This is a genomic window from Pseudomonas quebecensis (assembly GCF_026410085.1).
Taxonomy (GTDB): Bacteria; Pseudomonadota; Gammaproteobacteria; order Pseudomonadales; family Pseudomonadaceae; genus Aquipseudomonas; species Aquipseudomonas quebecensis.
Window position 1 is genome coordinate 5,413,547 of the sequence record NZ_CP112866.1, and the last position, 12,522, is coordinate 5,426,068.

Genomic DNA, 12,522 nt, shown 5'->3' on the forward strand with positions numbered 1-12,522 from the left:
CTCTGATTGCAGGATGGTAAAGCCTGGCTAGGCTTTGCCATGACACACATTCATTCAGAGGGAAATGCCATGGGTATCATCGGAACCATCTTTATCGGCCTGATCGTCGGTCTGCTCGCGCGTTTCCTCAAGCCAGGCGACGACAGCATGGGCTGGATCATGACTATTCTGTTGGGCATCGCCGGCTCCCTGGCCGCGACCTACGGTGGCCAGGCGCTGGGTATCTACCAGGCGGGTCAAGGTGCCGGCTTCATCGGTGCGCTGGTCGGCGCGATCATCCTGTTGGTGATCTACGGCCTGATCAGAAAGAAGTAATCAGCCGACAAAGTCCTCTGCGCTGCGCAGGCGCAGAGGGCTAGAATGCTCGCCACTTGTACTTGCCGAGCCTCTCCATGCGCCGTTTTCTATTGATTTTCCTCGTGCTGGGCACTGGCCTGGCGCACGCCGGCGAACTGCCGGAAACCGACTGGCTCGACCTGATGCCGCTGTCGGACCAGAAGGCCCTTGAGGCCATGCCCGAGATCGACCACAACTCCCCTGAAGCCCAGGGCACCTTTACCGACAAAGGCGGCTTGAAGCAGAGCAAAGGCCTGCCGGCGGTGATGTATTCCACCAAAACCGTGGCCGCCATGAACGGCAAGAATATCCGCATCGGCGGTTATCCGGTTCCGCTGGAGACCGACGCCAAGGGCCGCAGCACACTGTTCTTCCTGGTGCCGTACCCAGGCGCCTGTATCCACGTGCCGCCACCGCCGCCAAACCAGCTGGTGCTGGTGCGTTATCCCAAGGGGTTGAAGCTGGACGATATCTACACGCCGCTGTGGGTTACCGGCACGTTGAAGGTGGAGACGGTGAATAACGATTTGGCGGATGCGGCCTATGCGCTGGACGCGGGCAAGGTGCGAGTAGTCAAGGAAGCCGATCTCTAAGCCTCAACACAAATCAATGTGGGAGAGGGCTTGCCCCCGATAGCAGGGTGCCAGTCACCCTCGAGCTGGCTGACTCACCGCTATCGGGGGCAAGCCCCCTCCCACAATGGGGCTCTTTGTCTACAGGGCGATGCCGGCGATGCTGACGCCCAGGGTATGGCGTTCGTTGGGCGCCAATGTCACCACATCATCCAGCACATTCGCCGTCTCGATGCACAGCATGTTTTGCCAGCCGTCGTCGGCCATATCGTCGAAGGCCTTGGCCCGCTCGGTCCAGGGGTTCCAGATCACTGTCGATGTGGAGCCCTGGGCCGTGAGTTGGATGCGGCGCTGCCAGTCTTTGTCGACGATGCTCACCTGCGTCGGCGTGTCGAGGTACATGCGGTCGGTCTCGGCGCTGAAGTGCAGCGGGCCGGACTGGGTCTTCGTGGTCCAGCCGTCGGCGGTGTCGATATACGTCGTGCCGTCCAATCCTTCGACCTGCACGTGGCGCACATCGCTGACGGCGAAGTAGCTATGCAGCGCCTGGCTGAGAGTCACGGTGTCGGTGCCACGGTTGTGGCTGGTCAGGCGGATGTGCAGTTGCTCGTCCAGCAGCAGACTCAGGGTAAGTTCGACCTGATGGGGCCAGCCGGGGAAGCCGCCCGCAGGTACCGGCAGCGCCAGGTCGATGCGCAAGGCGTCGCCCTCAAGCTCGGTTCCGGCCAATTCCCAGCGTGCGGTGCGCGCAAACCCGTGGGCGCCGGCTGGTTGGTCGCTCCGGCGCATCGCTTTGACGCTGTCCGGGTTGCGGTCGAACACGCCAAACCACGGCCAGCACACGGGCACGCCGGTGCGGATGCCTTTGCCTTGCTTGAACACGGCGGCAGGGTTCGGCCAGATCAGCGGCTGTTCGCCCTCGCGCTGGTAACTGAAGATATGCGCACCCTGCCGGGCCACCATCAGCTCGGCGCCGTTGTGGCGGATGCGCCAGCAGTCCAGCTCGTCGATTGTCACGGTTTCAACGTGTGGCGTAGGCATACGAAGCACTCTCAATGGCAGGCAATGGGGCAATTGACCGTCAAAATCCGATGAGGTTTAACGCGCGCGCGACGGTACCGAACGGGTGCGGCCGCTGCCGTCGATGGCGACGAACACAAACACCGCCTCGGTCACTTTGCGCCATTCGCTGGACAGCGGATCGTCGCTCCACACTTCGACCATCATCTGGATCGAGCTGCGGCCGATTTCCAGGGCCTGGGTATAAAAGGACAATTGCGCGCCCACCGCGACCGGCACCAGGAACGCCATGCGATCGATGGCCACGGTAGCCACGCGCCCACCGGCGACCTTGCTGGCCATGGCGGTGCCGGCCAGGTCCATCTGCGCGACCAGCCAGCCGCCGAAGATGTCGCCAAAACCGTTGGTTTCACGCGGCAGAGCCGTGATTTGCAGGGCGAGATCGCCTTGCGGGATAGGATCTTCTTGTTCGAGTTCGATCATGCCGAGGGTGCCTCTGACCCGTGACGCTTCATGGGTATTTCAAGTGGATAGCCGTCTTTGGGAAAAACGTTTCAGCACCATACCCCGCCTGATGCGTTTCTCGTAAGGCGTACTAAAGGGAAACTCTGCCAAAACGGCTGGGTGGCGCCAACGTCGTTTTGGCACAGCAGCCCTCAAGACTGCGGGTCTGGCGCGTGCAAGGGACGAGTATATCGACACCCATGCGCTGCGACGACCTCCCGTCGCTCATTTGGTCGGCATTTAGCCGCTGTAATGGAGCTTTTTCCGGCAACTGTGCTTCTGGTGTGCTTTTCCAGGCGATTTGCTATCTTGCCGAACCCGTCCTGGCGCAGCCAGCACCCCGGATCTGCCGTTCTGACTAATAAGAGAAGCCTTGCCATGTCCTCCGTGCCTGCAAGCAGTGCGCAACCTTCGCGCCCGCTGACCCGCAACGACTATAAAACCCTATCGCTGTCCGCCTTGGGCGGGGCGCTGGAGTTCTACGACTTCATTATTTTCGTGTTTTTCGCCACCGTGGTCGGGAAGCTGTTCTTCCCCGTCGATATGCCCGAGTGGCTGCGCATGATGCAGACCTTCGGCATCTTTGCCGCCGGCTACCTGGCGCGTCCTCTGGGCGGCATCATCATGGCGCACTTCGGCGACCTGCTGGGGCGCAAGAAGATGTTCACCTTGAGCATCTTCATGATGGCCGTGCCGACCTTGATCATGGGCTTGCTGCCGACTTATGCGCAGATCGGCCTCTGGGCGCCGCTGCTGTTGCTGCTGATGCGCGTCATCCAGGGCGCGGCGATCGGCGGCGAGGTGCCGGGGGCGTGGGTATTTGTGTCCGAACACGTGCCGCCACGGCATATCGGCTACGCCTGCGGCACCCTGACCAGCGGCCTGACCGCCGGTATTCTGCTCGGATCGCTGGTCGCCACCGCCATCAACACCCTGTATAGCCCGGAACAGGTGTCGGACTACGCCTGGCGTATCCCGTTCCTGCTCGGTGGCGTGTTTGGCCTGTTGTCGGTGTACCTGCGTCGCTGGCTGCATGAGACGCCGATTTTCGCCGAGATGCAGCAACGCAAGACCCTGGCCGCCGAGCTGCCGCTGCGCGCGGTGCTGCGTGACCACCGTGGCGCCATCGTGCTGTCGATGCTGTTGACCTGGCTGCTGTCGGCCGGCGTGGTGGTGGTCATTCTGATGACCCCGACCGTGCTGCAGACCATCTATCACTTCAGCCCCACCGTTGCGCTGCAAGCCAACAGCCTGGCCATCGTGACCTTGAGCCTGGGCTGCATCGGCTCCGGCGCCCTGGCCGACCGCTTCGGCGCCGGGCGCGTGCTGACCGCCGGGTGTGCGTTGCTGCTGGCGACCTCCTGGACGCTCTACCACAGTCTCATCACTCATCCCGACTGGCTGTTCCCGCTCTACGCCCTGACCGGTCTGTTCGTCGGCACCATCGGCGTGGTGCCTTACGTGATGGTCAAGGCCTTCCCACCGGTGGTGCGCTTCAGCGGACTGTCGTTCTCCTACAACGTGGCCTACGCAGTGTTCGGCGGGCTGACGCCGTTGGTGGTGTCACTGCTGATGAAGGAAAGCCCTATGGGCCCGGCTTACTACGTGGCCGTGCTGTGTGTGATGGGGATGTTGGTGGGTGGGTATCTGTGGAGGCGTGGGCGCTGAACCCTGCTGACACGCAACGATAATCTGTGGCGAGTGGGCAAGCTCGCCACAGAGGTTGCTTGCTACAACAATTACAGGGTATTTCAAAAACTGCCGCGCGCTACCTCCTCGCCTCACATTCTCCCGTATTCAGGGCACTGCACCCCGCCCTCGGTCTTTGCTCCCCATACTGGCCTTTCATCTAATTGTCACATTCCAGACATAGAGTGTTCACACGGCCTACCGATACTTGGCCCCGATCCAACTATCCCTATCTGCTAGGAGCAAGGCATGAAACTGAAACGTTTGATGGCGGCAATGACGTTTGTCGCTGCTGGCGTTGCGACCGCCAACGCGGTGGCCGCTGGTGTTGACCCGGCGATTCCGGCGTATGTGAAGACCACGGGTGTGTCGGGCAACTTGTCCAGCGTCGGTTCCGACACCCTGGCCAACCTGATGACCCTGTGGGCTGAGGGTTACAAAAAGGAATACCCGAACGTCAACATCCAGATTCAAGCTGCCGGTTCCGCCACTGCGCCACCTGCGCTGACTGAAGGCACCTCCAACCTGGGCCCGATGAGCCGCAAGATGAAGGACACCGAACTGGCGGCCTTCGAGCAGAAGTACGGCTACAAGCCAACCGCTATCCCGGTGGCCGTGGACGCCCTGGCGGTGTTCGTGCACAAGGACAACCCGATCCAGCACCTGACCATGGAGCAGGTCGACGCGATCTTCTCCTCGACCCGCCTGTGCGGTGGCAAAGCTGACGTGAAAACCTGGGGCGACCTGGGCGTGACCGGTGACCTGGCCAACAAGCCGGTGCAACTGTTCGGTCGTAACTCGGTATCCGGTACCTACGGCTACTTCAAGGAAGAAGCCCTGTGCAAAGGCGACTACAAGCCTAACGTGAACGAGCAACCAGGCTCGGCGTCGGTCGTGCAGTCGATCAGTTCCTCGCTCAACGGCATCGGCTACTCGGGCATCGGCTACAAGACTGCCAGCGTGAAGACCGTGGCCCTGGCCAAAAAAGGCAGCACCGACTTCATCGAAGACAGTGAAGAAAACGCCCTGAACGGCAAATATCCGCTGTCGCGCTTCCTCTACGTCTACGTCAACAAAGCCCCGAACAAGCCGCTGGCTCCGCTGGAAGCTGAGTTCGTGAAGCTGGTTCTGTCGAAACAGGGCCAGGAAGTTGTGGTGAAAGACGGCTACATCCCACTGCCAGCCAAAGTTGCCGCCAAGGCACTGGCTGACCTGGGTCTGCAGGAAGGCGGCAAGTAAGCCACCGGTAAAATCGCCTTGAGCCCGCCGCTTGGCTGGGTTCAAGGCCGGGCAGGTCCGAAGGAGCTGGACCTTGCCTCCTAATTTCTAGTCCGCTGCCAGCCCTGCTACGCGGCGGATTTCCTGCGTCACTGCATTGTCATCTTTCTGTCATACAGGATCGCTAGGGTGTGCGCATGAATGATCTGGCCAATTCCACCATGACGACGACTTCTCCTCCCAAGCGCATTGATTTCAATACGCCTGAGCTGCAACGCAAGCGCCGCATCCGCGCGCTCAAGGATCGCTTCACTCGCTGGTATGTGCTGGTCGGCGGCCTTGCCGTCCTGGCCGCCATCACCCTGATCTTTTTCTTCCTGGCCTACGTGGTGGCGCCGTTGTTCCAAGGTGCTTCGTTGACCAAGGAAGACGCTCTCACGCCCGCGTGGATGCAAGACGCCGGCAAGCCGTTGCTGATCTCCCTGGAAGAACAGAACCAGGTCGCCATGCGGGTTTCCGACAAAGGCCAGGCACTGTTCTTTGAAGTGGACACGGGTGCCGAGCTCAAGCGCGTCGACCTGCCATTGCCGGTCGGCGCAAGCGTAGCGTCCATTGGTGAAGACCAGCCGGGCAGCCCGCTGGTGATTCTCGGTTTGTCCAATGGCCAGGCCATGGTGTTCCGCCACACCTATAAGGTTTCCTACCCGGACGGCAAGAAGACCATCACTCCCGCCATCGAATACCCCTACGGTGAAACGCCGATCGTACTGGACGATGCCGGTCGCCCGCTGGAGCACGTAGCGCTCAACGCCACCGATTCCTCGCTGGTAGCCGCAGGCTCGGCCGGTTCGCACCTGAACGTGCTGACCCTGAGCCGCGAAGAAAACATGATGACCGGTGAAGTCACCAGCGAGCAGAAGCGTATCGAGCTGCCGCAGATGACCGAGCCGGTGAAGGCGATCTTCATCGACCCGCGCCAGCAATGGCTATACGTGATCAACGGCCGCGCCCTGGCCGACGTATTCAGCCTGCGCGACAAGAGTCTCAACGGTCGATACAAATTGTTGGAAGATGGCAACGCTGAAATTACCGCCAGTACGCAACTGGTGGGCGGCATTTCGCTGATCGTCGGTAACTCCAAGGGCGGCCTGGCCCAGTGGTTCATGGCCCGCGACCCGGACGGCGAACAGCGCCTCAAGCAGATCCGCACCTTCCAGATGGGCACCGCGCCGATTGTGGAAATTACCGCCGAGGAACGTCGCAAAGGCTTCACCGCCCTGGATGCCGCCGGCAAGTTCGGTGTGTTCCACAGCACCGCGCACCGCACCCTGCTGGTGGACCCGGTGGTCGACGGCCAGGGCGTGTTCGGCCTGTCGCCACGAGCCAACCGCGTCATCGTGGAAGCTGGCGGCAAACTGCAGCCGTTGGTGCTGGACAACCCGCACCCGGAAGTCTCCTGGAGCGCGCTGTGGAGCAAGGTTTGGTACGAGAACTACGACGAGCCTAAATACGTCTGGCAATCAACCGCCGCCAACACCGACTTCGAACCCAAGATGAGCCTGGCGCCGCTGACATTCGGCACGCTCAAAGCTGCGTTCTACGCCATGCTGCTGGCCGCACCGCTGGCCGTTGCCGCCGCGATCTACACCGCATACTTCATGGCCCCGAGCCTGCGCCGCAAGGTCAAGCCGGTGATCGAGCTGATGGAAGCGATGCCGACGGTGATCCTGGGCTTCTTCGCCGGGCTGTTCCTGGCGCCGTATGTCGAGGGGCATCTACCGGGGATTTTCAGCCTGCTGATGCTGTTGCCGATTGGCATCCTGGTGGCCGGTTTTATCTTCAGCCGCCTGCCTGAATCCCTGCGCCTGCGTGTGCCCGATGGCTGGGAAAGCGCGATCCTGATCCCGGTGATCCTGTTCGTGGGCTGGCTGTCGCTGTACATGAGCCCGTACCTGGAAACCTGGTTCTTCGGCGGCGACATGCGCATGTGGATCTCCCACGACCTGGGCATCACCTACGACCAGCGCAATGCTCTGGTGGTGGGCCTGGCCATGGGTTTTGCGGTAATCCCGAACATCTATTCCATTGCCGAAGACGCCGTGTTCAGTGTGCCGCGCGGCCTGACCCTGGGCTCCCTGGCCCTGGGCGCCACGCCGTGGCAGACCATGACCCGCGTGGTGATCCTGACCGCCAGCCCGGGCATCTTCTCGGCGCTGATGATCGGCATGGGCCGCGCCGTGGGCGAGACCATGATCGTGCTGATGGCCACCGGCAACACCCCGGTGATGGAGATGAACCTGTTCGAAGGCCTGCGCACCCTGGCGGCTAACGTTGCGGTGGAAATGCCCGAGTCGGAAGTGGGCGGCAGTCACTACCGCGTGCTGTTCCTCTCGGCGCTGGTGCTGCTGCTGTTCACCTTCATCATGAACACCCTCGCCGAGCTGATTCGTCAGCGTCTGCGCAAGAAATACTCGTCGCTTTAAGAAAGGTAGAAGTCTGTGAAACAGAACTCCCTGAATGGATGGTTCAAGAGCGGCGCCCCCGGCGTCTGGATCAGCGGTGGCGCGGTATCCATCGCGGTCATCATGACTATTGGCCTGCTGGCTGTGATCGCGGTGCGTGGTCTGGGCCACTTCTGGCCGGCCGACCTGATCCAGGCCAATTACAACGTGCCGGGCCAGGCCAACCACATCGTTATCGGCGAAGTGGTGCAGAAAGAAGAAGTGCCGCGCGAACGGCTTAAAAGCGCAGGCCTGCCGGTGCCCGACGAGGGCCCGGAGTTCATGACCCGCGAGCTGATCAAGGTCGGTAACAGGGACTTGAACGGCAACGACTTCACCTGGATCGTCGGCGAGTGGTTGCAGGACCAGACCAAGCCGAAAGAGCTGATGACGATCGAGCGTCGTGAGTGGGGCAACTTCTACGGCACCCTGGTCAACGTCAAGCAGGACGGCAAGGTCATCGCTGAAGGCGAGGCCGCGTGGCCGGAGCTGCAGGCGCGGGTCGAGCGCGTCAACAAGCTGGCCGCTCAGCTCAAGAGCCTGGAAAAAACCGATATCGGCGCGATCAACGCCGGCCTGGAACGCATCCGCCTGCACGGCCGCAAGCTGGAGCTGGAAGGCAAGCTCGACGCCGCCGCCCAGGCCGATATGGACGCCGACCGCGCCGAGCTGAATGCACTCTACCAGGACATCGAAGCACGCCTGGCCGACCTGCACGCGCAATTCAATCGTGATGCGCTGACGGCCCGTGACGGCAATGGCAAGGAAGTGGAAATCGGCATCGGCAAAGTGGTGCACGCTTACCAGCCCAACGCCATGGGCACCATGACCAAGATCGGCTTCTACTTCAGCAAAGTCTGGGAATTTCTCAGCGATGACCCGCGAGAAGCCAACACCGAAGGCGGGATCTTCCCGGCTATTTTCGGCACCGTAATGATGACCCTGATCATGGCGATGATCGTCACCCCGTTCGGTGTGCTGGCGGCGGTGTACCTGCGCGAATACGCCAAGCAGAACACCCTGACCCGCATCATCCGCATCGCCGTGAACAACCTGGCGGGTGTACCGGCCATCGTCTACGGCGTGTTCGGCCTGGGTTTCTTCGTGTATGTATTGGGGGGCTCGGTCGACCGCTTGTTCTTCGCCGAAGCACTGCCGGCGCCGACCTTCGGTACACCGGGCCTGCTGTGGGCCTCGCTGACCCTGGCGCTGCTGGCGGTACCGGTGGTGATCGTGGCCACCGAAGAAGGCCTGGCTCGGATCCCGCGCACCGTGCGTGAAGGTTCGCTGGCGCTGGGCGCGACCAAGGCGGAGACGCTGTGGAAGATCGTACTGCCGATGGCCAGCCCGGCCATGATGACCGGCATGATCCTCGCCGTGGCCCGCGCCGCCGGTGAAGTGGCGCCACTGATGCTGGTAGGCGTGGTGAAACTGGCGCCGTCGCTGCCGCTGGACGGCAACTACCCGTACTTGCACCTGGACCAGAAGATCATGCACCTGGGTTTCCATATTTATGACGTCGGCTTCCAGAGCCCCAACGTCGAAGCCGCGCGACCGCTGGTGTACGCCACCGCGCTGTTGCTGGTGCTGGTGATCGCCACGCTCAACCTGTCGGCGGTGTGGATTCGTAACCACCTGCGCGAGAAGTACAAGGCGTTGGACAGCTGAATCTATTAGCCACAAGCGGCAAGCTACAAGCCGCTTTTGCTCAAATCTTGCAGCTTGCAGCTAAAAGCTTGCAGCTTCGAACGGAGTGAGACCATGCAACACGAAACCCATTCCCACGGCATCAACATGTCTGCCCTGGGTCGCGACAAGCAGAGCCTGAGCCTGGCCCAGGAAACCGTGGCCATCGAAGTGCCGGGCCTGAGCCTGTACTACGGTGAAAAGCAGGCGCTGTTCGATGTCAGCATGAACATTCCCAAGCAGCGCGTGACCGCCTTCATCGGCCCGTCGGGCTGCGGCAAGTCCACACTGCTGCGTACCTTCAACCGCATGAACGACCTGGTGGACGGCTGCCGCGTGGAGGGTGCCATCAACCTCTACGGCAGCAACATCTACCGCAAGGGCGAGGACGTGGCCGAGCTGCGTCGCCGGGTCGGCATGGTGTTCCAGAAGCCCAACCCGTTCCCCAAGACCATCTACGAAAACGTGGTCTATGGCCTGCGCATCCAGGGCATCAATAAAAAGCGCATCCTTGACGAAGCCGTCGAGTGGGCGCTCAAGGGCGCGGCGCTGTGGGACGAGGTCAAGGACCGCCTGCACGATTCGGCGCTCGGTTTGTCCGGCGGTCAGCAGCAACGGCTGGTGATCGCGCGAACCATCGCCGTGGAGCCGGAAGTGCTGCTGCTGGACGAACCCTGCTCGGCCCTTGACCCGATCTCGACGCTGAAAGTGGAAGAACTGATCTACGAGCTTAAATCCAAGTTCACCATCGTCATCGTGACCCACAACATGCAACAGGCGGCGCGAGTTTCCGACTACACCGCGTTCATGTACATGGGCAAGCTGGTGGAGTTCGGCGACACCGATACCCTGTTCACCAATCCGGCAAAGAAACAGACCGAAGACTACATCACCGGTCGCTATGGCTAGTTGGGGCAGCTGCAAGCCGCCAGTTTCAAGCGGCAAGTAAAAGCAGTTCAACGGAACGACACACATCAGCTTGCGGCTTGTAGCTTGCGGCTTACAGCTTTTGCGGAGCAAACGCATGATTAGCAAAGAAGGCCTTACCCATCACATCTCTGCGCAGTTCAACGCCGAGCTTGAGGAAGTGCGCAGCCACCTCCTGGCGATGGGCGGGCTGGTGGAGAAGCAAGTCAACGATGCGGTCACCGCGCTGATCGAGGCCGACTCGGGCCTGGCCCAGCAGGTGCGGGAAATCGACGACCAGATCAACCAGATGGAACGCAACATCGACGAAGAATGCCTGCGCATTCTCGCCCGTCGCCAGCCGGCGGCATCGGATTTGCGTTTGATCATCAGCATCTCCAAGTCGGTGATCGACCTGGAGCGCATCGGCGACGAAGCCACCAAGATCGCGCGCCGTGCCATCCAACTCTGCGAAGAAGGCGAAGCGCCGCGTGGTTACGTAGAGGTGCGGCACATCGGCGACCAAGTGCGCAACATGGTGCGCGATGCCCTGGACGCGTTTGCTCGCTTCGACGCCGACCTGGCACTGTCGGTGGCCCAGTACGACAAGGTCATCGACCGCGAATACAAGACCGCCCTGCGCGAGCTGGCTACCTACATGATGGAAGACCCACGCTCTATCTCGCGGGTCTTGAGCATTATCTGGGTGCTGCGTTCGCTGGAGCGCATCGGCGACCACGCGCGCAATATCTCGGAGCTGGTGATTTACCTGGTGCGTGGTACCGACGTACGGCACATGGGGCTCAAGCGTATGAAAGCCGAAGTTGAGGGCTCTGCCGACCAAATCCCTAATGTTCCGGGCGAACCTGACGATAAGTAAGTTGCCCGAGAAATTAACGCCCGGCCTTTGGTCGGGCGTTTTTGTTTGTGGCATCTGAATTATTTGCGCGGCGGGTGAAAGAAAGTCCCGACGTGACTGCAGAGTTTTGGCAAAATGCCATCAGTCAGGCGTTCTGCGTGCCGCGGTTTTTATAGGATAAAGGGTCGATGAGTAAAGTCAGTGTATTGGTGGTGGATGACGCCTCGTTTATCCGCGACCTGGTGAAGAAGTGCCTGCGTAATTACTTCCCCGGGATCAAGCTTGAAGATGCGGTGAACGGCAAGAAGGCCCAGACCATCCTGATGCGCGAGTCGTTCGACCTGGTGCTGTGCGATTGGGAAATGCCGGAAATGTCCGGGCTGGAGCTGCTGACCTGGTGCCGCGAGCAGGCCCATCTGAAGGCCATGCCGTTTGTGATGGTGACCAGCCGGGGTGACAAGGAGAACGTAGTCCAGGCGATTCAGGCCGGCGTGTCCGGCTACGTCAGCAAGCCGTTTACCAACGAGCAATTGTTGAACAAGGTCAAGCAGGCCCTGCACAAGGTTGGCCGTCTCGATGCTTTGGTCGCCAGTGCGCCAACCAAGATGAATTCGGCGTTCGGTAATGACTCGCTCAGCGCCCTGACCGGCGGTAAGCCCGAAGCCGTCAAGGGCGCCGCCCCTGTGGCCGCCGCCGCGCCCAACCGTGGCCTGCTCAACACGCCTCCGGTACAAGCGCCGGCCGCATCGCCGGCCCAGTCCGGGCGTGGCCAGGGCCAGTTGCGGCTGTCCAGCGGCACTCAGCAATGCGTCATCAAGGCGCTGAGCATCAAGGAAGCGCTGCTGGTAGTACGCCGTGGCGAGATCCTGCCACAAGTGCTGGAAAGCGCAGTGCTGGACCTGGAACAAGGCGAGAACGCCGAAGTGGCGCGCCTCAACGGCTACCTGCACGCCATCGTCGCCTTCGAGCCCAAGCCGGACAGCGATTGGCTGCAACTGACCTTCCGCTTCATTGACCAGGACGCACAGAAGCTGGACTACATCTCGCGCCTGATCGCACGGGGCACGGCGCAGAAGCATTTTGTGCCGGGTGCCTGATCCTCAAGCGGCGCACGTGTGAGTGTGAGAGCCGGATTGCTTGCGCATAAGGGGTGTCAGTCCCGGATCAGTGGCTGACACACCGCGTTCGCGAGTAAGCCCGCTCCCACGTTTGATCTTCATTGCAGCATACA

Annotated in this window: 11 protein-coding genes; 9 read left to right on the forward strand and 2 right to left on the reverse strand. The window is 61.3% G+C overall.

Annotation, left to right across the window (positions count from 1 at the left end):
• Positions 1-69: 69 nt before the first annotated feature.
• Positions 70-315 carry a GlsB/YeaQ/YmgE family stress response membrane protein gene (locus OSC50_RS25015; RefSeq protein ID WP_181076205.1) on the forward strand — a complete coding sequence of 82 codons (246 nt, stop codon included), beginning with the start codon at positions 70-72 and terminating at the stop codon, positions 313-315.
• Positions 316-392: 77 nt separating this feature from the next.
• Complete coding sequence (locus OSC50_RS25020; RefSeq protein WP_181076206.1) at positions 393-929, forward strand: DUF3299 domain-containing protein; 537 nt, start codon at positions 393-395, stop codon at positions 927-929.
• 120 nt (positions 930-1,049) lie between these two features.
• On the opposite strand, the gene OSC50_RS25025 is transcribed toward OSC50_RS25020, so the two are convergent.
• A complete protein-coding gene (locus OSC50_RS25025) occupies positions 1,050-1,949 on the reverse strand; it encodes a D-hexose-6-phosphate mutarotase (protein ID WP_266245130.1) in 900 nt (299 codons plus the stop codon).
• A gap of 57 nt (positions 1,950-2,006) precedes the next feature.
• The gene (locus OSC50_RS25030) at positions 2,007-2,411 is read right to left on the reverse strand and encodes an acyl-CoA thioesterase (protein WP_003176975.1); all 405 of its coding nucleotides are present in this window, start codon (positions 2,409-2,411) and stop codon (positions 2,007-2,009) included.
• Positions 2,412-2,810: 399 nt separating this feature from the next.
• Here OSC50_RS25030 and OSC50_RS25035 point away from each other — a divergent pair, with 399 nt between their 5' ends.
• From OSC50_RS25035 to OSC50_RS25065, 7 genes are all read left to right on the forward strand, one after another.
• Complete coding sequence (locus OSC50_RS25035; RefSeq protein ID WP_266245127.1) at positions 2,811-4,100, forward strand: MFS transporter; 1,290 nt, start codon at positions 2,811-2,813, stop codon at positions 4,098-4,100.
• Between the two features lie 270 nt (positions 4,101-4,370).
• On the forward strand, positions 4,371-5,360 hold the full coding sequence (locus OSC50_RS25040; RefSeq protein ID WP_181076211.1) for a phosphate ABC transporter substrate-binding protein PstS: 990 nt from the start codon (positions 4,371-4,373) through the stop codon (positions 5,358-5,360).
• A gap of 428 nt (positions 5,361-5,788) precedes the next feature.
• Positions 5,789-7,822 carry an ABC transporter permease subunit gene (locus OSC50_RS25045; RefSeq protein WP_181076573.1) on the forward strand — a complete coding sequence of 678 codons (2,034 nt, stop codon included), beginning with the start codon at positions 5,789-5,791 and terminating at the stop codon, positions 7,820-7,822.
• Between the two features lie 15 nt (positions 7,823-7,837).
• Entirely contained in the window at positions 7,838-9,508 is a 1,671-nt protein-coding gene (gene pstA, locus OSC50_RS25050; protein WP_266245125.1) for a phosphate ABC transporter permease PstA, read from the forward strand.
• A 93-nt stretch (positions 9,509-9,601) separates the two neighbouring features.
• Entirely contained in the window at positions 9,602-10,435 is an 834-nt protein-coding gene (pstB, locus tag OSC50_RS25055) for a phosphate ABC transporter ATP-binding protein PstB (RefSeq protein ID WP_016971675.1), read from the forward strand.
• Positions 10,436-10,550: 115 nt separating this feature from the next.
• Positions 10,551-11,312 (forward strand): phosphate signaling complex protein PhoU, encoded by a 762-nt coding sequence (gene phoU, locus OSC50_RS25060; RefSeq protein WP_053127580.1) that lies wholly within the window; start codon positions 10,551-10,553, stop codon positions 11,310-11,312.
• Between the two features lie 167 nt (positions 11,313-11,479).
• Positions 11,480-12,388 (forward strand): response regulator, encoded by a 909-nt coding sequence (locus tag OSC50_RS25065; protein ID WP_181076214.1) that lies wholly within the window; start codon positions 11,480-11,482, stop codon positions 12,386-12,388.
• Positions 12,389-12,522 lie beyond the last annotated feature (134 nt).